At 65.0% G+C, this 20,291-nt stretch carries 21 protein-coding genes; 15 read left to right on the top strand and 6 right to left on the bottom strand.

Annotation, left to right across the window (positions count from 1 at the left end; translation table 11 throughout):
- Both AC1DSZ_RS17950 and AC1DSZ_RS17945 read right to left on the bottom strand, forming a co-directional pair.
- Nucleotides 1–834 carry an ornithine cyclodeaminase family protein gene (locus AC1DSZ_RS17950; RefSeq protein ID WP_476839719.1) on the bottom strand — a complete coding sequence of 278 codons (834 nt, stop codon included), beginning with the start codon at nucleotides 832–834 and terminating at the stop codon, nucleotides 1–3.
- 143 nt (nucleotides 835–977) lie between these two features.
- Nucleotides 978–1,985 carry a cation diffusion facilitator family transporter gene (locus AC1DSZ_RS17945; RefSeq protein ID WP_476839718.1) on the bottom strand — a complete coding sequence of 336 codons (1,008 nt, stop codon included), beginning with the start codon at nucleotides 1,983–1,985 and terminating at the stop codon, nucleotides 978–980.
- Here AC1DSZ_RS17945 and AC1DSZ_RS17940 point away from each other — a divergent pair.
- The 6 genes from AC1DSZ_RS17940 (at nucleotide 1,984) to AC1DSZ_RS17915 (ending at nucleotide 7,481) form a co-directional block, all read left to right on the top strand.
- Nucleotides 1,984–2,613: an opioid growth factor receptor-related protein gene (locus AC1DSZ_RS17940; protein WP_476839717.1), complete on the top strand. Its 630-nt coding sequence runs from the start codon at nucleotides 1,984–1,986 to the stop codon at nucleotides 2,611–2,613. The two genes, AC1DSZ_RS17945 and AC1DSZ_RS17940, sit on opposite strands and share 2 nt — an antisense overlap.
- Before the next feature lie 88 nt (nucleotides 2,614–2,701).
- Nucleotides 2,702–3,445, top strand: a complete 744-nt coding sequence (locus AC1DSZ_RS17935) for an ABC transporter ATP-binding protein (protein WP_476839716.1) — start codon at nucleotides 2,702–2,704, stop codon at nucleotides 3,443–3,445.
- The gene (locus tag AC1DSZ_RS17930; RefSeq protein ID WP_476839715.1) at nucleotides 3,442–4,269 is read left to right on the top strand and encodes an ABC transporter permease; all 828 of its coding nucleotides are present in this window, start codon (nucleotides 3,442–3,444) and stop codon (nucleotides 4,267–4,269) included. Before AC1DSZ_RS17935 ends, AC1DSZ_RS17930 begins: the two co-directional genes overlap by 4 nt.
- Before the next feature lie 124 nt (nucleotides 4,270–4,393).
- Nucleotides 4,394–5,653, top strand: coding sequence for an aminopeptidase (locus AC1DSZ_RS17925; protein ID WP_476839714.1), 1,260 nt, complete (start codon nucleotides 4,394–4,396; stop codon nucleotides 5,651–5,653).
- 587 nt (nucleotides 5,654–6,240) lie between these two features.
- Nucleotides 6,241–6,453, top strand: a complete 213-nt coding sequence (locus AC1DSZ_RS17920) for a hypothetical protein (RefSeq protein ID WP_476839713.1) — start codon at nucleotides 6,241–6,243, stop codon at nucleotides 6,451–6,453.
- 248 nt (nucleotides 6,454–6,701) lie between these two features.
- Nucleotides 6,702–7,481 (top strand): Crp/Fnr family transcriptional regulator, encoded by a 780-nt coding sequence (locus AC1DSZ_RS17915; RefSeq protein ID WP_476839712.1) that lies wholly within the window; start codon nucleotides 6,702–6,704, stop codon nucleotides 7,479–7,481.
- Nucleotides 7,482–7,520: 39 nt separating this feature from the next.
- On the opposite strand, the gene AC1DSZ_RS17910 is transcribed toward AC1DSZ_RS17915, so the two are convergent.
- Entirely contained in the window at nucleotides 7,521–8,219 is a 699-nt protein-coding gene (locus AC1DSZ_RS17910; RefSeq protein ID WP_476839711.1) for a LuxR C-terminal-related transcriptional regulator, read from the bottom strand.
- Nucleotides 8,220–8,755: 536 nt separating this feature from the next.
- Here AC1DSZ_RS17910 and AC1DSZ_RS17905 point away from each other — a divergent pair.
- A complete protein-coding gene (locus AC1DSZ_RS17905) occupies nucleotides 8,756–9,958 on the top strand; it encodes a glycosyltransferase (RefSeq protein WP_476839843.1) in 1,203 nt (400 codons plus the stop codon).
- Nucleotides 9,959–9,982: 24 nt separating this feature from the next.
- Here the strand turns inward: AC1DSZ_RS17905 and AC1DSZ_RS17900 are convergent, their stop codons facing one another.
- Nucleotides 9,983–11,107, bottom strand: coding sequence for a glycosyltransferase family 4 protein (locus tag AC1DSZ_RS17900; RefSeq protein WP_476839710.1), 1,125 nt, complete (start codon nucleotides 11,105–11,107; stop codon nucleotides 9,983–9,985).
- 156 nt (nucleotides 11,108–11,263) lie between these two features.
- Between AC1DSZ_RS17900 and AC1DSZ_RS17895 the strand changes: the two genes are divergently transcribed.
- Nucleotides 11,264–11,554 (top strand): hypothetical protein, encoded by a 291-nt coding sequence (locus AC1DSZ_RS17895; RefSeq protein ID WP_476839709.1) that lies wholly within the window; start codon nucleotides 11,264–11,266, stop codon nucleotides 11,552–11,554.
- A 5-nt stretch (nucleotides 11,555–11,559) separates the two neighbouring features.
- On the opposite strand, the gene AC1DSZ_RS17890 is transcribed toward AC1DSZ_RS17895, so the two are convergent.
- Complete coding sequence (locus tag AC1DSZ_RS17890) at nucleotides 11,560–12,321, bottom strand: sugar transferase (RefSeq protein ID WP_476839708.1); 762 nt, start codon at nucleotides 12,319–12,321, stop codon at nucleotides 11,560–11,562.
- A 404-nt stretch (nucleotides 12,322–12,725) separates the two neighbouring features.
- Here AC1DSZ_RS17890 and AC1DSZ_RS17885 point away from each other — a divergent pair, with 404 nt between their 5' ends.
- From AC1DSZ_RS17885 to AC1DSZ_RS17855, 7 genes are all read left to right on the top strand, one after another.
- Nucleotides 12,726–12,914, top strand: a complete 189-nt coding sequence (locus AC1DSZ_RS17885; RefSeq protein WP_476839707.1) for a hypothetical protein — start codon at nucleotides 12,726–12,728, stop codon at nucleotides 12,912–12,914.
- An 80-nt stretch (nucleotides 12,915–12,994) separates the two neighbouring features.
- A complete protein-coding gene (locus AC1DSZ_RS17880; RefSeq protein WP_476839706.1) occupies nucleotides 12,995–13,348 on the top strand; it encodes a hypothetical protein in 354 nt (117 codons plus the stop codon).
- A 183-nt stretch (nucleotides 13,349–13,531) separates the two neighbouring features.
- Nucleotides 13,532–14,611: a glycosyltransferase gene (locus tag AC1DSZ_RS17875; protein WP_476839705.1), complete on the top strand. Its 1,080-nt coding sequence runs from the start codon at nucleotides 13,532–13,534 to the stop codon at nucleotides 14,609–14,611.
- Between the two features lie 231 nt (nucleotides 14,612–14,842).
- Nucleotides 14,843–15,634 (top strand): glucose-1-phosphate cytidylyltransferase, encoded by a 792-nt coding sequence (rfbF, locus tag AC1DSZ_RS17870; RefSeq protein WP_476839704.1) that lies wholly within the window; start codon nucleotides 14,843–14,845, stop codon nucleotides 15,632–15,634.
- A 30-nt stretch (nucleotides 15,635–15,664) separates the two neighbouring features.
- Entirely contained in the window at nucleotides 15,665–17,014 is a 1,350-nt protein-coding gene (locus AC1DSZ_RS17865; RefSeq protein ID WP_476839703.1) for an NAD(P)H-dependent oxidoreductase, read from the top strand.
- Nucleotides 17,011–17,565, top strand: a complete 555-nt coding sequence (gene rfbC / locus AC1DSZ_RS17860; protein WP_476839702.1) for a dTDP-4-dehydrorhamnose 3,5-epimerase — start codon at nucleotides 17,011–17,013, stop codon at nucleotides 17,563–17,565. The genes AC1DSZ_RS17865 and rfbC overlap by 4 nt, the downstream gene beginning before the upstream one ends.
- Nucleotides 17,566–17,591: 26 nt before the next feature.
- On the top strand, nucleotides 17,592–18,575 hold the full coding sequence (locus AC1DSZ_RS17855; protein ID WP_476839701.1) for a DUF707 domain-containing protein: 984 nt from the start codon (nucleotides 17,592–17,594) through the stop codon (nucleotides 18,573–18,575).
- 122 nt (nucleotides 18,576–18,697) lie between these two features.
- Here the strand turns inward: AC1DSZ_RS17855 and AC1DSZ_RS17850 are convergent, their stop codons facing one another.
- On the bottom strand, nucleotides 18,698–20,206 hold the full coding sequence (locus tag AC1DSZ_RS17850) for an oligosaccharide flippase family protein (protein ID WP_476839700.1): 1,509 nt from the start codon (nucleotides 20,204–20,206) through the stop codon (nucleotides 18,698–18,700).
- Nucleotides 20,207–20,291: the final 85 nt, after the last annotated feature.

Here is a 20,291-nt window from a genome sequence, read left to right as displayed (position 1 = left end):
CTAGGCGCCGGATAGGTAGCGACCGAACAGCAGGTCGGCGCAGATCAGGTCGAGGTGACCACCGCCGGCGTTCTTGTAGAGCGTGACGTCGTCCGGCCCGGTTCGGCCCCGGACGGCGCCCTGCGCGAGATCGGCCAGCTCGCCGCGGATATGGTCGGCCGTGATCGCTCCCGAGGCGATCGGCCCGGCGATGTCGCCCGATTCCAGCGCGAAGCGGCGGGTGTCCACGAACACGCGCGATCGGCGCACGGCCTCGTCATCAGCCTCGCGCATGCCGGGCGTGAACGAACCGACGAGATCCACATGGCCCCCCGGGCGCAGCCATTCGCCTTTCAGCAACGGCTGCTGCGCGGAGGTTGCGCAACTGATGATGTCGGCGTTGAATACAGCATCGCGGGGCGTCGGCGCCGCAATGGCGTCCAGGCCTTCGCCCCGAAGGGTTGCGGCCAGCGCCTCGGCGCGTTCGTGCGTGCGATTCCAGATCGCGACCGCCGTGATGGGGCGGACGGCGCACATCGCGCGGATTTGCCAGACGGCCTGCCCGCCGGAGCCCAGCATCGCGAGCCGCCGGGCGTCAGGTCGCGCCAGCAGCGAAGCGCCGGCCGCTGAATCCGCAGCTGTCTTTCGGAAGGTCAGCGCCGGACCATCGATGAGGCAGACAGGGCTGCCATCCTCGCCGTCGAACAGGACGTAGAGGCCGCCTATCGCGGCTTTGCCCGTGTGTGCGTTGCCGGGAAAAACCGTCACAAGCTTGATGCCGAGCGATCGGCCCGGACGCCAGGCCGGCCAGACCAGGAAATGCTCCTGTTCGCCGTTCGGCCCGGAATGGCTCATCAGCAAGCGCTCGGCCCGCGGCAAGGCGCTGCGGTGAGCGGCAAGCAGGCCGTCCACCAACGCCCCGAAAGGCAGAAGCCGATGGACCTCGTCGGCTTGGATATGCGGGACCGATCGCACCGTTCCCTCCACGACTGGCGAAGCTACACCACCTCGTCCGGCGCAAACCGGCACGGATGGGCAGGATCGCCTGCTTCCACCTGCAGTGTCACGTGATGGATGCTGAACCGATCCCGCAGCGCGGTCGTGGCGTCGCTGAGTAGCGCGTCGTCGAGACCGGCGCCGGGCCGCACGAGGTGCGCCGTCATGGCGTTCTCGGTGGTGCTCATGGCCCAGATATGAACGTCGTGCACCTCGGACACCCCCGGCAGGGCGCCGAGATAGGCCTCGATCTTGCGGCGGTCCACGCCGCGCGGAACGGCGTCCATGGCGAGGTTCACGGCCTGCCGGCCCAGGTCCCAGCTGCCGAACAGGATCACTCCCGCGATCAGCAGGCTCACGGCGGGGTCGATCCAGAACCAGCCGGTGAGGCCGACCAGGAAAGCGCTGATCACGACCCCGAGCGATACGCCCGCATCGGCCGCCATGTGGAGAAAGGCGCCACGGACGTTGAGATCGTGCGAGCCGCCCATGAACAGCAGCGCCGTGCCGCCATTCACCAGAATGCCGATGCCTGACACCACCATCACGGTCGTGGTCGCGACCGGCGCGGGATATGAGAGCCGCATCAGCGCCTCATAGGCGATCGCCCCGACCGCAACGAGCAGAAACGCCGCGTTGCCGAGAGCGGCCAGAATGGACGCCCGGCGATAGCCGTAGGTGCGGGAGTGGGTGGGCAGCCGCCGGCCCAGCGCCAGGGCGCCCCAGGCGATCAGCAGCCCGGCGACGTCCGACAGATTGTGCAGGCCGTCGGCAAGCAGAGCGAGCGAATTCGCCGCAAAGCCATATCCGAGCTCCACCAGGACGAAGACGAAGTTCAGCGCGGTGCCGATCGCGAAGGCGGGGCCGAAATCCTTTGGAGCATGATGATGCCCGCCGCCATGATGGTGGCCATGGGCTTCGTGGTCGTGATCATGGTCGTGATCGTGATCGTGATCGTGGCCTTGGCCGTGGCTGCTTGCGTGTGATGTGGCGTGGGTCGACGGCGCCATGCGGATCTCGATTCTCGTCGGGTCAGGGCTGACTGGAGGGCGCACGCGCCGCTCAGACTGGCCAACGCGCCGGGCTAGCGTTGGTTTGCGCCCGAACCTAGGCGCTTCGCCGCCGAGACGCCATCGCGCAGCCAATTCCGGCATCGCGCGTTATCGCTTCCGGGTGACAGCCATGACGCCGATCCACGCATTTCTGAACGGAACGGGCCGCGACGACCGGGGGCGCAGGATCGCCGCAATCCTTGCGATGGACGACGCCGCGCTCGAGTTCACGCATGACTACATCCAATGGCTGTTTCCGCTCGCGACGCCCAGCATGGCGCAACCAGGCAGCCCCGTGCTGGCGGCGGGGGACATCCCGGCCATCCGCGCCGACCCGCTTGCGCAGGCGAACCTGGCGCGCGCGACCGTGCTGATGAGCGATTTTTACGCCCGCAGCCAGGATTGGCTCAATGCTTACGACCACAATCACCTGCGCATCACCCGCATCGTCACCAGCCTGAAACTGCTCGTCGGGCGCGACGCGGCGGCGAGCTTCCTCGCCTCCATCGAGGACCGCTGCCGGGCCGCCGGGGATCCGGTCAACGCTCGCAGCCGCCGCTACTGGCGCGAAGCGCTGGACGGCTGACGCCGGGCAGGGCGGCGACGGCCGCATGCCGATTGCGGCGAAGCTCCCGGCGCGCGACAGTGCCGGCGCGCAGCTGTCGAGACCTTTCATGACACCCCCTGTTCCCGTGATCGCGATCGACGGGCTGACTAAAAGCTACGGCAAGGTCCGGGCGCTCGACGGCGTTTCGCTGAGCCTCGAGCCGGGACGGTTCACGGCGTTGCTGGGGCCGAACGGGGCCGGCAAGAGCACGCTGTTTCAGATCCTCACCGGGCTCTTCGTCGCCGACTCAGGCTCGGTGCGCGTTCTGGGTGCTGATCTCGCGGCCGACCCGACCGCGGCGCTGGCCCGCCTTGGCATCGTTTTCCAGCAGCCCTCGCTGGATCTCGACCTCACGGTGGAGCAGAACCTCGCCTACCATGCGGGCCTGCACGGCATCGGCGGCCGCCGGCGCCGGGACGCCATCGAGGAGGCGCTCGCCCTGTTCGGGCAGAGCGAAACGCGGCGCCAGCGCGTGCGCACCCTGTCGGGCGGCAATCGTCGCAAGATCGAGATGGCTCGCGCGCTGATGTCGGCCCCGGCGCTGCTGCTCCTCGACGAGCCGACGCAGGGGCTCGACCCGGCCAGCCGCCGCGACCTCGTGCTGCACGTCTCGCGCCTCGTGCGCGAACGCGACCTCGGCGTGCTCTGGGCCACCCACATCGTCTCGGAGGTCGAAGCCGCCGACCGCGTTGTCGTGCTTCACCGCGGACGCGTGATCGAGGACGGCGCGCCGGCCGACGTCGTCGCCCGCTCCGGCGCAGCCACCCTCGAAGGCGCGTTCCTCGCGCTCACGCAGGGGAGGGCGGCATGACTGGATCGCATTCCGGCGCGCTCGCCCATGCGGGCCTCGCGCTCGCCGCCATCCTGCGGCGGGAGATCACGAAGTTTCTCCGGCAGACCGGCCGGCTGGTGTCGGCGGTGGTTCGCCCGACCTTGTGGCTCGTGGTGTTCTCTGCAGGCTTCCAGAACGTGCTCGGGGTGTCGATCACGCCGCCCTATGAGAACTACATCACCTACGACGTCTACATGGCGCCGGGCCTGATCGGCATGGTGCTGCTGTTCCAGGGCATGCAATCCTCGCTTGCCCTGGTGTTCGACCGGGAAGTCGGCACCTTGCGGCTGCTGCTGACCGCGCCGCTGCCACGCTGGTACCTGCTGCTCTGCAAGCTCGTCGCCGGAACGCTGCTCGGGGTCGCGCAGGCCTATGCGTTCCTGCTGGTGGCGCTCGCCTTCGACGTCGACCTGCCGCGGTGGGGTTGGATCAGCGTGCTGCCCGCGCTGGCGCTGGGCGGATTTTCGCTCGCCGCGCTCGGGCTTCTGCTGTCCGTCTATGTACGGCGGCTGGAGAATTTCGCCGGCACGATGAACTTCGTCATCTTCCCGGCCTTCTTTTTCTCGACCGCGCTCTACCCGCTCTGGAAGTTGCGGGAAAGCGGCTCCGAGTGGATCGCCTGGGCGGCCCGCGTCAATCCGTTCACCCACGTGGTGGAGATGATCCGTTTCGCCCTCTATGGCCAGTTCGCGGCGCTTTCCACGGGGCTCACGCTACTGTTCGGCCTCCTGGCCTTTGGGCTGGCGGTGCGGGGTTATGATCCGCAAAGCGGCGTTCTCGGCCGGGCGCCGCGGGACGACTGACCGCTCGCGGCGTCAGCCCAGGGCGGCCCGACCACGCTCGAAGCGCTCTCGTGAACGATCCGGGGTTGAGCCCACCGCCGTCTTCCCCGATGCTCGCGGGACGTGATCACCCTCGGAGGCCTCGATGACCAGCCACGCCATCCCACCCGTCGCGCTGTCGCATGACGTGAAGCTCGACCGCCTGGGAGAGATCGCCGTGAAGGTGGGGCTGGGGCTCGCGCCCGGGCAGGAACTCGTGATGACCGCCCCGATCGACGCGCTGCCGCTGGTGCGGCGCATCACCGAGCACGCCTACAATGCCGGGGCCTCACTGGTGACCACGCTGTTCGCCGACGAGGAAACCACCCTGGCGCGCTACCGTTTCGCGCCGGACGGAGCCTTCGACGTCGCCAGCGGCTGGCTCTATGACGGCATGGCGTCGGCCTTCAAGGCGGGCGCGGCGCGTCTCGCCATCGCGGGAGAGAACCCGTCGCTTCTCGCCGGCCAGGACCCCGACAAGGTGTCCCGCGCAAACCGGGCGCGGTCCAAGGCCTACATGCCGGCCCTGGAGATGATCGCCGGCTTCGCGACGAACTGGACCATCGTCAGCTATGCGAGTCCGTCCTGGGCCAGGGCGATGTTCCCGGAGGATCCGGAAGACATCGCGGTCGCGCGCCTCTGGCACGCGATCTTCGCAGCCTCCCGCGTCGACGGGCCGGATCCCGTGGCCGCCTGGGCGGAGCACAATGCCGAACTGCAGCGCCGGACCGTGTTGCTGAACGCATCCCGCTTCGCGGCTCTGCATTTCCGCGGCCCCGGCACGGACCTCACCGTCGGGCTGGCCGACGACCACGAATGGAATGGCGGCTCCACCACGGCCGGAAACGGGCTGATCTGCAATGCCAACATTCCGACCGAGGAAGTCTTCACGACGCCGCACAAGTTCCGCGTCGACGGCCGGGTCCGCAGCACCAAGCCGCTCTCCTACAACGGCACGTTGATCGAGGACATCGCGGTACGTTTCGAGGGCGGCGCGATCGTCGACGCACAGGCGCGAACCGGCCAGGACGTGCTCCTGAAGGTGCTGGACACTGATGAGGGATCGCGCCGGCTGGGGGAGGTCGCGCTCGTGCCCTTCTCGTCGCCGATCTCGCAAAGCGGACTGCTGTTCTACAACACACTCTACGACGAGAACGCCGCCAGCCACATCGCGCTCGGCCAATCCTACAGCAAGTGCATCCAGAACGGCGTAAGCCGTCCCAAGGACGAGCTTGTGGCCCGCGGCGCGAATGACAGCCTGATCCACATCGACTGGATGATCGGCTCTGGCGAGGTGGACGTCGATGGATTGCGCGCGGACGGCTCGGCCGAGCCGCTGATGCGCAAGGGCGACTGGGTTTCTTGATCGCCGGAATGGCAAAGTCGGCGGATCGCAAGCTATCTGCCGAAGTAGAGGGCCGGACCAGCAACCTTAATCGAGGTTAATGCACGCCTGCTCTGTGGTACCTAGCTTGATAAACGTAACCCGTCACGACCAAAGGTCGGGCGGGGCAAGTATACAAAATACAAAAAAAGAGTATCCTGGAGAGGAAAAGCGCCCATGTTGTCTGCCGTCTTGATGTACGGAAGTTTGGTCGCGCCGCGAACTACAGCTTCTGAAGGAAGGACCATCTCTGGATTTGCTTCGCTTGCAAGCGCTGGCGTGTGCGTTCAATGAGGAGCGCCATCGACCCTGACAACATCTTCGACCGAGAGCGTCTCGACGATCGCTCCACCGTTGAAGTCCACGCGCGGATAAAAGCGCCGCGGATCCTTCCAACCCGCCAAGACGACCAGAGCCGCGGCGAAACAGGAGCGCCATCGACCGGTGCTGCCGCCCGGATGCTCGGGGAGGGCCGTCTCCGAACTCAATTTCCGGAACGCCAAGCTTCCGCCACCGGGGTGGCGTGGGCGCAATTAACCCCGTCGTCGAAGTCACATCGAGAGAATGTTATGTATAATTTCACCGCAGACAGGCTGGACCTGGATCATGGACAGGGCGTCACCGCGGTGGTGCACGACGACGGGGCCGACGTCACGATCGCGTTCGGGGACGGCGACACGGTTCAGATCCCGGGATTGACCCTGGGCGTTGCCGGCGGCCTGAGCGGGGTCGTCGCTATAACGGATTGTCTCCGCTGCAGTTTTCGGCGCGAGGGGCGCTGACGCGAAGCGCCGTGGGCCGGACTCTGAAAACACCCGCGCTAACCCGCATAGAACTAATCCATTCGGACTAGTCCAAAGGTGAACCCGTTCGGCGTGCGGCGCTTACCTCATAAGGGCAATTGCAACCCAGAGTAGTATGCTTCAAACTTTTTTAATCGAATGCCGCATTCGAAAGTATATGGATTAAACAACAGATGTTGAAACGTGGTTTGGCTCGTTGTACGGCCGCTCGGTCTGGGGGGCGCTAAATGACGGCGGAAATCGTAAGATCCACGCTTCATCAGAAAGAAGGCGCTCCCTTCTCGCCCGATGAGCTGCCGACCTTGTGCGGTCGCCCCGCGGTTCTGCGGCAACTCAACCCCGGCGAAGAGTTGTTTGCGCCCGGCGAGCGCAGCGATGACATCTACGGCATCGTTTCAGGCTGGGCTTATTCGTACCGCCTGTTCGACGACGGCCGGCGCCAGATCAACACCATCGAACTGCCGGGCAGCCTCATCGGCGTCGCCAGCGCGGCACGTGACGGCGCGGCCGTCGGCTGCGCATGCCTCACCCGCGTGGTCTATTGCGTCTACCCCCGGGCGGCGCTGTTTGGTCGTGTGATGAGCGAGCCGGCGCTCGGTCTTCGGATCGTCGCCGAAGTCGTGCGCCAGGAAGTCTTGATTCGCGAACGCCTGTCTGACGTTGCCCGGCGTCCGGCGCGCGAGCGCATCGCCAATTTTCTGCACGAACTCTACTGCCGCCGGCAGATCACCGGCCGCATGGACCGCCCGTTCAGCATTCCGCTGACGCAGACCCATATCGCTGACGCCCTGGGCCTCACGCCCATCCACGTGAGCCGCACCCTGCGCGAATTCAAACGCGACGGCGTCGCCAACTATGTGGGGCACGACCTGCAGATCATCGATGCAGGCAAACTCGCCCGGATCAGCACGTTGGACGAATCCTATGCCCGCTGGCTCGGCGGCGGCGCTGACGCGCAGATCGCGACCGCAGATACGCGCCCCGCGATGGCGGCCCGCCTGGCCTGATCGGCCACTTTAGTCCATTAGCGGATCGGCCGGCCGACCTTATCGGTCGGCGCGGCTTTCCGAATTCGACGCCTCCGACGCCTGAGGCTGGGACGCATAGACCGCCACCTCGGTTCGGTTACGAGCATTAAGCTTCCGCATCAAGCTCCGGACATGCACCTTAACGGTGCCCTCGCGCAGCTTGAGCTCAGACGCGATCGCCTTGTTGGCTTTTCCATGCCGTAGCAAAGCCAAAACGTCGCTTTCCCGCCGGCTGAACGTCGCCTGCGGGGCGGCGGGGCGCGATTGATCCAGTTGCCGGGGGCTTCGGTTGGCCCGCTCGGCCGCAAGGCGCACCAGAACGGCCGAAGGCACGAACTCGCCGCCCGCCAGCAGGATCCGGAGCGCATGCGCGAGGGCGTCGGACGCCATCGACATGGGCAGGTAGCCCTCCACGCCGGCCCTGACCGCCTCCGAGACCACGCGTGGGTCGTCGCAGTCCGAAATCACCGCCACCGAGGTGCCGGGGTACAAGGCGCGGACGGAGTCGAGATCCCGCAGGAAGCCGGGCAACTCGCCTTCATTCAAGATGAAGACCATCAATTCAGGAAGCGACGAGCCATTCTCCGGCGCGGTCGGGCGCTCCGTGCAAGTGATGGTCAGATCGGGCGCTTCGCGAGCAAGATGAGCAGCCAGGAGGTCCCGCCAGATTGTCTTGGCCGCAACCAGAAGAACGCGGCGGACCGGGTGCGTAGGCATGACTGCTCCCCTGCTTGGACGTGAGGGCTCCCCCTCACGGATCGATTAATTAAACGTTACCCTATAAATTACAACCATATACCTTATGGTGCATGGAGGTCGCCTGGAGCCACACAGCGCCACGACAGCCCGCCTGTTTGGCCTAGGACGACTGCGTGCTTGTTCCACCTCTGGAGCTTACCGCCTTCTGCTTACCGCTTTCGACTCAGTTTGCCGAGCAGAACGCGCGATCGAGGCACAAACGAGACGGCTGGACCCGGGACAGTCGATCACCGGAATTCTGCAAGCATCTGTTTACGCTCGTGATCGTCAAAGCTCGTTTCAAGTGTCGTTTCGCGTAGAACAATTTAACGCGGATTGAACGCAATCTAATCTACCCCGTTGGGTGGAGCGCCCCCCGGCGCGAGGCTTGGCGTAAGCCTCTCAGGCATCTTGGTCCACGGGAGGGCTCGCAGCACGGTGGGCTGCGGCCTTCCTCCTTTTTCCATCGCCGCTCGCGAGGATCTGTTTTCTTGAGCGTTCCCCTCAAACCCCGCATGACCGGTCCGGCCCTCGTGGTCGACGACCTGCGAGTCCCGCAGCCGAGCCCGGCTCCCATCACCAGGCCCCAGCGCGTCGCGATCGTGCACGACTGGTGCCCGTCGTTCCGCGGCGGCGAGCGCGTCCTGGCGGAGCTCTGCGCGATGTTTCCGAACAGCGAGGTGTTCACGCTGTTCGACTTCTTCAGCGACGACATCAAGAAGCGCTATTTCCCGAACGTGGTTTTCCACACGTCACCGGCGAACAAGCTTCCTGGCGTTCGCAAATACTATCGCGGACTGTTCTTCGCGTGCCCGTTCCTGATCGAGCAGTTCGACGTGACCGGCTTCGACGCCGTGGTCTCGTCGTCGGCCGCCTTCGCGCGCGGCGTGCTGACCCGGCCGGACCAGCCGCATGTCAGCTATATCCACAGCCCGATCCGCTACGCCTGGGACGAGCAGTTCTCCTATCTGCAGCAAGGCAAGCTGGGCTTCGGGCCCGTCGGATTGTTGTACCGGTATCTCCTGCATGGTCTGCGGACCTGGGATACCCGCACGGCGCACGGGCCGGACGTGATGCTCGCCAATTCGAGCTTCGTGCGCTCCAGGATCAAGCGGGTCTACGGCCGTGACGCCACCGTCGTGCATCCGCCTGTGGATCTCGACACGTTCACGATGTCGACCGAGAAGGACGACTACTACATCACGGCGTCGTTCATGGCGCCGTACAAGCGCACCGACCTCGTGATCGAAGCCTTCAACGCCATGCCGGATCGACGCTTGCTGGTGGTCGGAGAGGGCCAGCAGTCCGCCGCGCTCCGCAACATGGCGGGCCCGAACATCGAGTTTAGCGGGTTCCTTCCCCAGGCCGACTATGTTCGCGCCGTGGCGCGCGCCCGGGCGCTCGTCTTCGCCGGATGCGAAGATTTCGGCATCGCCCTCGCGGAAGCGCAGGCCTGTGGAACGCCGCTGATCGCTTTCGGCCGCGGCGGAGCCCGCGACATCGTTCGTCCGCTTGGAACGGAAAATCCTACCGGCCTGCTGTTCAAGGAACAGACCGTGGGCTCGTTGACCGACGCCGTCATGCGGTTCGAGCGCGACGGATCGGCGATCACCGCCCAGGCCTGCGCCGAAAATGCACAGCGGTTCTCGGCGGAGCGTTTCCGCCGCGAGGTCGCGCAAGCGTTTGACGCCGTCTGGGCTTCTCACCAGAACGACTGAGAACGATCCGAAAGCGGCGGCCGATCAGGCCGCCGCCGGTATCCTGACCTCGGAAGTGCGACCGTCGATCGCCGCCATTTGCTCGAGATAGAGCTCGGCCGTCCGGCGCCAGCTGAAAAGCGGCAGGCGCTCCCGCCCGCGGGCGATGCAGCCTTGCCGCAGAACAGGGTCGTTGCGCAGCTGCAAAATCGCGGCCCGCCAGTCCTCCACCGACATTGGCGACGCATAGAGCGCGGCGTCTCCGCAGATTTCCGGCATGCTGGCCCGGTCGGATGAGACCACCGGGCACCCGCGCGCCATGGCCTCAAGCGGCGGCAGCCCAAACCCCTCTGTGAATGACGGAAAGGCGAGGCAGCAACTGTCGCGCAGCAGCGCCGCGAGTTCGCCGTCGCTGACCCGGCCGAGCAGCACGACATTGTCTGCGCTCGCGCTTGCTCCTTGCGCGTGGACGCGTGAGTCCAGCCCGCCGCACAAGGCGAACCGCACCCCATCAGCCGCCATCGCGCGGGCGAGTTCGAAGATGAGGTTGATGTTCTTGTGAGGCGCGCGGCTTCCGATCACCACGACGGTGTCGGGCCCCGCCGCCGCGCCGGTCGCCGACGAATGCGCCGGGGTCCAGCGCAAGGCGTGCTCATGGCCGTCCGGAGCTACGAAGATCTTGTTTTTGGACGCCACCCCGAAATGGGCCAGCTGCTCGGCCGCGAAATGCGAAACAGTGGCTACCCGGGCGGCGCTGAAGCCCAAGGTTGGCAGCAGGACGCGATACAGCGCCCGAAAGGCGCGCGAATAGCTTTCGGGCGCGAGCCGCGTGTTCATGTCATGAATGCAGACGATCTGCTTGCGCACCGTCAGCGGACCGGTGTTGCAGAGGCTCAGCAGCCCACCTTGGACGACCCGTGGCAGCGCGATCTGCTCCCAGGCATGGCCCGACCCGCCTGGCGCGGTCACGAAACGGACGGATTTCAGGCTTGAACTCGGCTCGCACCCCGGCGGCGCCGCGAGCGTGAGCGTCAACCCCGCCGTGTTCGGAGCTCGCTCGGCGAGAAGCTCGTCCAGCGCAGTCACGATTTCCCAGCCATAGCGCTGGACGCCGGTGAGCGATTGGCTGAGGAAGCGGCCGTTAATGGTCCAGTTGCGATTCACGACCATTCTCCACGCGCAGGCCCGCTCCGGCCCACCTCGCTTACAGACAGGGGGGAGTGGCGGACCGCTCGTTTTTCGCTCAAGCTGAAAGACGGCAGCCGATTCCGCCCCGCCCGCGCGATCGCGGTTTGGGGGGCGTCGCGAACCGAGGAAGCAAAAGGCGTGTTCCTGGCGGTGATCGTCACAGGCTTAGCCGGCTTGGTTCTCGGATTCCGGTTCCGGGCGCCAGCTCTCCTGATGGCGACCGCGCTCGTCCTGGCGGCGGCCGTGGCGGTGGGCATGGTCTCGCGCTGGCCGTCATCCAAGACAGTGCTGTTTGCTGTCGTGGCTATCATCGTCCTGCAGTTCAGCTTCGGAGTTGGCGTGAGCGTGGTGGTCTGGCTGGACGCCAGACGCAACCGGCGATCGGCCCGTGAGGCCCTTCGCACGCGCGGCGCAGACTCAATACGCTGAAACGGTCAGGAGGTCTCGCCGAAACTGATCACCGCAGGCACGGTTTTCAGGAGTATCAGCACGTCGCCCCATAGCGTCCAATGCTGGACGTAGTGGCAGTCCAGCGCCACCCGCTCGTCATAGGTGCGCAGGTTCCGACCGCTGGTCTGCCACAACCCGGTGAGTCCGGGACGCACGCGGGCATAGTCGCGCGCATGCGGGCCATAGCGCTCCAGCTCGTCCTCGAGCACCGGGCGAGGACCCACGCAGCTCATGTCGCCGCGCAGCACATTGAGGAGCTGCGGGAGCTCATCGAGGCTCGTCTTGCGCAGGATGGAGCCGATCCGCGTCACGCGGGGATCGCGCCGGAGCTTGCGGAACTCCCGCCATTCCTGCGCGGCCTGTGGATCGCTGGCCAGGTACTGCCGCAGCGCGGCGTCCGAATCCTGCACCATGGTGCGGAACTTGAAGCACCGGAACGGCCGGCGGCCCTGACCGATGCGAAGCTGCGAGAAGATGACGGGGCCGCCCATCGTGAGCTTGATCGCAAGCGCGACCATCATGAAGATCGGCAGCAGCAGGATCAGCGCCGTGCACGCCACCACGATGTCGATGCTGCGCTTGCGCCAGCCCCCGATCGGCGCGAACGATCCATCGGCGCTGTCGAGCCGACGCGGCTGCATGGTGACCGGCTGCGAGCCTCCGTCGAGAGCGCTCGCGGACGGATAGGACGCCGCCCCGGCGGTCGCCTCCTCGGCTCGGGCGAAGGCTCGGACCGGAGCCGTCATCGGCGCAGTCCGGGCGTCCCGCTCACCGGGCCGGAAAGGTGAGATGCTCGGTTCGAAATCAAGTCGTCTCATTACCATGCGCCAAGTTCTTCCAGGGGCTTATGCATCATCCTCATGCGATTCCCGCGACGCGCATAGGCGAGCAAAAGGGGTAGGCAAGGCGCGCGGTGCGCCCCCTTCGAGTGAGTTCTGAGAGGAACATCACAGAAGAGGCTGCCACCTCACCTCGGCCGTGCGGCTGCGCGCGACCGGGCGAGCTCCGAGCGGGGGCACAGCGTCCGGCCCCGCAGGGGCGGCTGCGCCTTGATCGCCCCGCCTGATCGCTTTAGGCTCTGCCTCTGTTGACGCCATGTCAGGCTGGACCGCATGCGGCGTGTTCGCGCATGGCCGACCTAGGAGAGCGCTTGCTCGCACGCTTTAGATCTGCAGAGCGCGACCAGGAGACCGATGCGCAGCGGCGCAAGCGGATCCGTCAGGTTCTGCTGGACACGGTCGCGACGCTTCCGGGCGGCCGCACGAACAGCGCGGAACCCGAGGCAGACGAGCGCGATTTTTACCTTCGGCTGATCGCCAAGCTCGATAAGCCGTTCTAAACCGTCGAGACTAACGCCTTTCGGCCAAGTTGAGCCGGTTCGCATCAGCGCAGATGCTGCAGCGGACGGAGGACTCCTGGATGAACCTGCGCACGCTCTTCTCGCGTGAGAATGCCAGCAAGCCGGATCAGCGCGGCAGGCTGGCTGCTGTCGGCTCGGCTTTCGCCGAAGCGATCAGCGACGCCACGCGCGAGCTGGAAGGTTTGTCCCGGCGCTATGAGCAGGGGATCGCGCGCGCCTGTGTTTTGTCAGATTCCGAAAGCTTCGCCCTGGAAGACCCGCAAACGAGCGAGCCTCAGCTCAGGGCTGTCGAGCAAACAGTGATGCGCGTCCGCGCCCGCATGCGGCAATTGCAGGCGGAGATCGCCCACCTGCAAGAACTCGAAAGCGAGCTGAACGCCTTCAGCGCCCGGATGGTCGCGAAGCCCAATTAGGTCTCGCACCGAAATTCGGTGTGATCTGAAGACAGTTGATTCATCACGCGTACCTCTTTCGAGCGAGCGATTTGCTTTGGGCCTGGCTCGCCAACGCGCTGTTCTTAAATTCGCCCGCTTAATCGCTTCCTGCTGCGGGTCCCGAGATCGGGAGCATTCCGCAATCTTATGCGGAAGTTCGATATGTCGCTGACAAGGGATTCTATGGTTTTGGGTCGTTCTTCACTTGATCACCTGGATGTCTCTGTTGTGCTCGCCACTTTCAATGGCGCTCGATTTTTGTCGGCCTTCTTGGAATCCATCGAAGCCCAAACGGTCGCTCCCGCCGAGATGATCGTCTGCGACGACCAATCGACGGATGAGACGCTGCAGATCGTCCAAGCCTTCGCCGAGCGGTCCCGGTTCCCGGTTCACGTGACGGTCAATAGCGAACGCAGGGGCTATCGCGACAATTTCCTACATGCCGCCCTGCAGGCGCGCGGCGCCCTCGTGAGCTTCGCCGATCAGGATGATGTCTGGGCCCCCGAGAAGTTGGCGCGCTGCGTGCCGGCTTTCCTGGACGAGAGCGTCCTGCTTTGCGCTCATGCGGCCACGATCACTGATGCGGACCTGAAACCCATCGGGCGATTAGGCAATGAGATCGAAGGCGAGGCGGTGATCGAACCGCGTACGTTGCCGCCTTGGGCCGTGTTTTTCGGATTTACGCAAGTCTTTCGTCGCTCTCTGCTCGGGGTGGCCGCCCTCGATAGGCGGCCGCCGGACAACATCGATCCGAGCTACGCAATGGCGCACGATCGTTGGATCACGATGCTTGCGGGTGGGCTCGGGCGCGTCGCGCTCATTCCCTCCGAGCTCGCATTGTTCAGGCAACACGGCGGAAACGCCAGCAGTCATCTGAGTCACGGGATCTCGATCGAACGCATCCTGTCGACGACCGCCGCCGATCACCATTTGCATGCCGGGATAGCGCGCCGCATGGCGGAGGTGTTTGCGGATATTGCGCAGAAATACGGGCCGCATGCCGAGGAGGCCGGACAAACTGTCGCTTACTGGCGCAGGTTCGAGCGGCTTTATGAGCTGAGGGCCGAGGTCTACGCCAAACACACCTTCACGGGGCGGGTCGCCGCATTCTCGGCTTTGACGATGGAGAGTGGATACGGCGGCGGCAAAGCCACGAGCCTCGGGCGCAAGGCGCAGATCAAGGACCTCGTGCTTGGGGCCGTCGCGTCCGGTTTGCGGACAAGGGCGACCGCCAGCCGTTGAGAGGTGCGAAAGCGCACGTTCCAGAATTTTTCCGCGCTCTACGTTTTGGCTCAATGGGCGCGCTCGGTTCGCGGAAGCCGCGAAAACCCAAGGCCGTCAGCCAGAAAGGCCGCTCGTTCCTCAACGAGGTAAACAAATAGAGGTACGAAAGGGCAACTACTGAGGCCAGAAGTGCAACTTGGAATTGAGAGCTCGCAGGTCTCAATCTGCTGCAGTCTTAGGAGATGGGCAATGAAAGCGGTCATCCTCGCTGGCGGATTGGGAACGCGGATTTCGGAAGAAACCGGCGTGCGCCCGAAGCCAATGGTCGAAATCGGCAGTCAGCCGATTCTCTGGCACATTATGAAGATCTACGCCGCGCATGGCGTGAACGAGTTCATCGTGTGCTGCGGGTACAAAGGCCACGTCATCAAGGAATACTTCGCGAACTACGCGATGCAGACCGCCGACGTGTGCTTTGACCTGAGCACGAACCAGATGACGCTGCTTGGCCGGCGAACTGAACCCTGGAAGGTGACGCTGGTCGACACGGGGCCGAACACGATGACGGGCGGCCGCCTGAAGCGGGTGCGCGACTACGTCGGCGACGACACGTTCTGCATGACGTATGGCGACGGTGTTTCAGACGTCAACATCAGCGAGGCGATCCGCTTCCACACCGCGCATCGGCGCAAGGCCACCCTCACGGCCGTGCAGCCGCCCGGCCGCTTCGGGACGTTTTCGCTCGGCCGCGACAATCCCTCCGTGCGCGCATTCGTGGAAAAGCCGAAGGGCGGCGACGGCGCCTGGATCAATGGCGGCTTCTTCGTGTTGGAGCCCAGCGTGATCGACTACATCGAGGGCGACCACATCTCCTTCGAGCATGGGCCCCTGGATGGGCTGGCGCGCGATGGCGAATTGATGGCGTTCACGCATGACGGCTTCTGGCACCCCATGGACACGCTGCGTGACAAGGGGGTGTTGAACGACCTTTGGGCCGCCGGCAAGGCCCCCTGGATGGTTTGGGACGGAGCTGATCGCTGATCCCAAGCGCATTCGATTTGGAGATTTAGGATGATTATCGTCGATAAGGCGCTCGCTCGACGCGAGGCTCAGAACCGTCCCGTGAAGGTCGGAATGGTTGGGGCGGGCGTGCAGGGCAGGGCGATTACCCGGACCATCGTGAACTCGACGCCGGGGATGCGCATGAGCGTCATCGCCAACCGGACGATCGAGCACGCCGAGCGCGCCTTCTCGGAACTCGGGCTAACGGCAGTCCGCTGCGAGACGGTGGCGGCGCTTCAGGACGCCCTGGCGAATGACCGCCCGGCCGTAACCTCTAATCCGCTGCTCCTCGGCCAGGCGTCGGGTCTGGACGCCGTCATCGAGGCGACCGGCACCATGGAGTATGCGGCTCGCGCGGTCCTGGCGGCGATCCAGGGCGGCAAGCATGTCGTGATGGTCAACGCCGAACTGGACGGCACCGTCGGGCCAATCTTGAAGAAGAAGGCCGACACGGCCGGCGTGGTCTACACCGCCGGCGACGGCGACCAGCCCGGCGCCCAGATGAACCTCGTCAGGTTCGTGCAGGGGATCGGCCTCAAGGTAGTGCTCTGCGGCAACATGAAGGGGCTCTACGACCCCTACCGCAATCCAAAGACGCAGGAGAGCTTCGCGGCCAAGTGGGGACTGGACCCCGCCATGGTGGCGTCCTTCGCGGATGGAACCAAGATTTCGTTCGAGCAGGCGGTGATCGCCAACGGCCTCGGCATGAAGGTCGCAAAGCGCGGCATGCTGGGCGTCGACGTCTCCGAGGGCAATCCCTACAAGCCCCTCGTGCCGCTCGACCAGACCGTCGAGGGCTTCCACGCCGCGCTCGACGCGCATCTCGCCGCCGGCGGTCCTGGCATTGTCGATTACGTCATGGGCGCCGCGCCCGGGCCCGGCATCTTCGTGCTCGCGACCTGCGACGACCCCGCCCAGAAGCACTTCCTGAACTACTACAAGATGGGCCCGGGGCCTTATTACACCTTCTACACGCCCTACCACCTCTGCCACTTCGAGGTGCCGGGCTGCGTGGCCCGCGCAGTGTTGTTCGAGGACGCGACCGTGACGCCGTTGGACGGCCCGTCAGTGGGCGTGATCGCGCTCGCCAAGAAGGACCTCCAACCGGGCGATCTCATCGACCAGCTCGGAGGTTTCGAGGTCTACGGCATGCTCGAGAACATCGAGACTGTCCGCGCGGAAAACCTGGTGCCGATCGGCCTGGCTGTCGGCTCGCGCGTGACCCGCTCCATCTCGAAGGACCAGCCTCTCACTTTCGCGGACGTGACCCCTCCGGAGGACAGGCTCGTCGACAAGCTCTATGCCGAACAGGAATCCATGTTCTCGTCGGAGCGGAGCCCGGAAGGACGTCGGCCGTGATCTTCAAGTCAACGACGCTGGAAGGCGCGTTCATTGTCGAGATGGAGCCGCGGGGCGACGACCGCGGCTTCTTCGCCCGCGTGATGTGCCGGGACGAATTCGAGGCTCATGGGCTGATCGGCGATTTTCCGCAGATCAACATGTCCTACTCCGTCCATAAAGGCACGCTCCGGGGGCTGCACTATCAGGTCGAGCCCCATGGCGAGGCCAAGCTGGTGCGGTGCCTTCGCGGGGCGGTGATGGACGTGATTGTCGACATGCGTCCGAACTCGCCGACCTTTCGCAAGCACGAGCAATTTGAACTCACGGCCGACAACCGGCGACAGCTCTATGTCCCGCCGGGCTTCGCGCACGGGTTCCTTACGCTGGTCGACGATGCGGAAGTGACCTATCCTGTTTCGGCACGGTACGAGCCTTCGGCCGAGCGTGGCGTGCGGTACGATGATCCGGCGCTTGGCATCAAATGGCCGGTTCCCGTGGTCCACGTCTCCCCCAAGGATGCAACCTGGCCATTGTTGTCGAACGCGTCTGGCGACACCCGGCAACCATGACAAGAACAGCGAGAGGGAGGCTGGCCATGGCCAACCCATCGAACAGAAAATTCCTGGTGATCGGGCGGGTGGGCGACAAGAGCCTCCACAAGCAATGGCTTGAACCAGCCTCAACCGAGCGCAACTGGGACTTGCTGCTGAATTCCTACGGCAAGGATCAGACGCGCGTCCAGGACGGCGATCTCCCGACCGTGGTCGATCCCGGCACCAAATGGGACAGTATCGCGAGGCACCTCCTCGCAAATCCCGAGTTGCTCGAGCAGTACACGCACGTGATGCTGCCCGACGACGACGTGCTGATGACGGCCGGCGACATCAACCGCATGTTCGAGATCGTGGTCGAGCACGGGCTGACGATAGCGCAGCCTTCACTGACCTATGACAGCTACATTACGTGGCCGATCCTGTTGCACGTGCCCGGCTTCAAGCTGCGTTACTGCAACTATCTGGAGTCGATGGCCTGCGTGGTCGAGTCCCAGTATCTGAAGTCGCTGCTTCCCATGTTCGAGCAGCACTACACCGGGTGGGGCACGGACCTGATCTGGACGATGCTGATGAGCGATCCGGCTTATCAGGCCGCCATTATCGACGAAGTCCAGATGACGCACACGCGTCCGCTTTACTCCGGCCCGATCTACAACACCTTCGCGGACCGGCACGTCGATCCGCATGAGGAAGTGCGGAAGCTGACGGGAAGTTTTGATAATTACCCGGACGCCATGATCGTCTATGGCGGCATCCTGGAGGACGGATCGGCCCTGGACGCCAGCCAGGCGATGCGCAAGAACGCCGCCTACCTGCTGGAAAACGTCTACCGGTCCCCGTCCAAGAAGAATTCGCTTCGCATGGCGATGGCGATGCTTCTGCGCAGCGTATCGATGTCGGATTATCGGCCTCAGCAACTGAAGCCGATCCCCGGCTCCGTTTTCGACAAGCTCGGGATCGCCCAGCGCGATCTCGACTTCGGCAAGCCGCACAAGGTCACGCCGATCCACCGCTTGGCCAGCTAGGGCTCGCGCCTGCTCGAGAGCGGCCTGCCTTAAGAGGCAGGCCCGTTCGGCGGGTGCCATGTCACCGGCATTGCGACCGACCGGCGGGAGCCGGCCGGCATCGCGTCGGTTCAAGTCACCATTTAGCGCTTCAGGAAGCGGATCGTGGACTGGATCACCGGCCGAAGCGCTTTCGGCGCGTGGCTCGTGATCATCTCGATTTGCGACAGGTCCTGCGGCGGTACGGCCCTGGTGAACCTCAAAGCGAGAACATACGTGATTGCGCCCGCCAGGATCGCCACGGGCAGCATCAGCAGCGACGCGTTGATGTTCATGACAAGTCGCGCCGCCACCGCGCAGAACACGGCCGAAACGAAGAGCCGGAACAGATCGGCATAAGGCGTCGGGCATTTCAGGACCCGGTCCAGAAACCAGAGGCCGGTCGCCACGAGCGCGATCTGCGTGGCCGCACGCGACAGCGCCGCGCCGATGATGCCGTATTCCGGGATGATGATGAGCCCGGCCAGCGAGGCCAGGATCGCGCCCGCAATGCCCGTGTAGAATTCGAAGTCGCTCCGCTCCATCACCCAGGTGACGATGGCCCCGATCGTCGCGCAGGCGCCGACCGCGCTTGCGCAGACGAGGATGATCGAAGCCGGAATTGCGTCGCGGAACGCCTCGCCATACAGCATCGGCACCACCTCGGGGGCCAGCGCCGCAAGGCCGAAGCAGCACGGCAGAACCATCAGGGCCATGATCCGGATGCTCGTCGCATAGCCGGCGCGCAGCTTGTCGAAGGCGCCAAGGCCATATTGCTCGCTGAAATAGGCCATGAGCCCGCGCGTGAGCAGCTGAGGGCCCTGCACGGCGATGCTGGCCAGCATCAGGCCGGCCGTGAACAATCCAACGGCGTGAGTTCCATGCGAGATCTCCAGAAAGAAGACCTCCATGCGAGCCCAGACGAACGCCGCCGTGATGGCCGCCGCCCAGCGGAAGGCCGAGTATCGGAGCACGCGCTTGCGCAGGCTCTTGTCGACGGGGCCTCGGGCCGCGCCCGCCTGGAAGGCGCAAATCGCCGGAATGAGGCTCGCGCTCACATAACCGAGAACGGCTCCGACGGAGCCCGCCAGAAACGAACCAGCCAGCACCAGCACGATCTGGAGCACGAACGAGATCGACGTGATCTTCGCGACCTGGTCGAAACGTTGCAGCCCTTGCAGGTAAGCGATGCCGAACTCCGCCAGCAGCTGGCAGCTCGCCCATAGACCGATCACGAGCCACACGCGCCGGTCGGCGCTGGCGTTCGCCACGTCGGCGCCGGACACGTCCAGCGTCAGGCCGTATGTCACAAAGGCCCCGCCCGCGATGACGCTGGCCAGCAGCGAGGGCCAGAACAGGAGATTGGACAGCCTTGAGGCTGTCTTGTCGTCGCCTTGGGCCGTAAGCTCCGGGACATACCGCTGCAGGCTGGCCGGGAGGCCGAAGCCGCCCACCGCGACCGCCATCGTGACGACCCACATCACGAAGGCGACGACGCCCGAACCCTCGACGCCGAGAACGCGGGCGACGATAAGGCCGGCGAAGAAGTTACCGAGCGTGATCGCAAATCCAGCGATGGTGCCGAAAAACGAGTTCCTGACGAACTTAGACATCTTGGGCTGCGCCGGCTGTGACACGCTTGGCCCCACGTTCAGCCCAGGAGCCGTCGCGGCGGCGTCCGGGATCGTTGATGCAGTG

It is taken from the genome of Alsobacter sp. P4_H11, from assembly GCF_056400925.1.
Note: the sequence above shows the minus strand (reverse complement) of the source record. Positions and strands in the feature narration are given on the sequence as shown.

Bases quoted from the DNA above. Each gene is read 5' to 3' on its own strand.
- AC1DSZ_RS17950 (WP_476839719.1), bottom strand. From the start codon at position 834: ATGAGCCATTCCGGGCCGAACGGCGAACAGGAGCATTTCCTGGTCTGG.
- AC1DSZ_RS17940 (WP_476839717.1), top strand. From the start codon at position 1,984: ATGCGGATCTCGATTCTCGTCGGGTCAGGGCTGACTGGAGGGCGCACG.
- AC1DSZ_RS17945 (WP_476839718.1), bottom strand. From the start codon at position 1,985: ATGGCGCCGTCGACCCACGCCACATCACACGCAAGCAGCCACGGCCAA.
- AC1DSZ_RS17935 (WP_476839716.1), top strand. From the start codon at position 2,702: ATGACACCCCCTGTTCCCGTGATCGCGATCGACGGGCTGACTAAAAGC.
- AC1DSZ_RS17930 (WP_476839715.1), top strand. From the start codon at position 3,442: ATGACTGGATCGCATTCCGGCGCGCTCGCCCATGCGGGCCTCGCGCTC.
- AC1DSZ_RS17925 (WP_476839714.1), top strand. From the start codon at position 4,394: ATGACCAGCCACGCCATCCCACCCGTCGCGCTGTCGCATGACGTGAAG.
- AC1DSZ_RS17920 (WP_476839713.1), top strand. From the start codon at position 6,241: ATGTATAATTTCACCGCAGACAGGCTGGACCTGGATCATGGACAGGGC.
- AC1DSZ_RS17915 (WP_476839712.1), top strand. From the start codon at position 6,702: ATGACGGCGGAAATCGTAAGATCCACGCTTCATCAGAAAGAAGGCGCT.
- AC1DSZ_RS17910 (WP_476839711.1), bottom strand. From the start codon at position 8,219: ATGCCTACGCACCCGGTCCGCCGCGTTCTTCTGGTTGCGGCCAAGACA.
- AC1DSZ_RS17905 (WP_476839843.1), top strand. From the start codon at position 8,756: ATGACCGGTCCGGCCCTCGTGGTCGACGACCTGCGAGTCCCGCAGCCG.
- AC1DSZ_RS17900 (WP_476839710.1), bottom strand. From the start codon at position 11,107: ATGGTCGTGAATCGCAACTGGACCATTAACGGCCGCTTCCTCAGCCAA.
- AC1DSZ_RS17890 (WP_476839708.1), bottom strand. From the start codon at position 12,321: ATGACGGCTCCGGTCCGAGCCTTCGCCCGAGCCGAGGAGGCGACCGCC.
- AC1DSZ_RS17880 (WP_476839706.1), top strand. From the start codon at position 12,995: ATGAACCTGCGCACGCTCTTCTCGCGTGAGAATGCCAGCAAGCCGGAT.
- AC1DSZ_RS17875 (WP_476839705.1), top strand. From the start codon at position 13,532: ATGTCGCTGACAAGGGATTCTATGGTTTTGGGTCGTTCTTCACTTGAT.
- rfbF (WP_476839704.1), top strand. From the start codon at position 14,843: ATGAAAGCGGTCATCCTCGCTGGCGGATTGGGAACGCGGATTTCGGAA.
- AC1DSZ_RS17865 (WP_476839703.1), top strand. From the start codon at position 15,665: ATGATTATCGTCGATAAGGCGCTCGCTCGACGCGAGGCTCAGAACCGT.
- AC1DSZ_RS17855 (WP_476839701.1), top strand. From the start codon at position 17,592: ATGGCCAACCCATCGAACAGAAAATTCCTGGTGATCGGGCGGGTGGGC.
- AC1DSZ_RS17850 (WP_476839700.1), bottom strand. From the start codon at position 20,206: ATGTCTAAGTTCGTCAGGAACTCGTTTTTCGGCACCATCGCTGGATTT.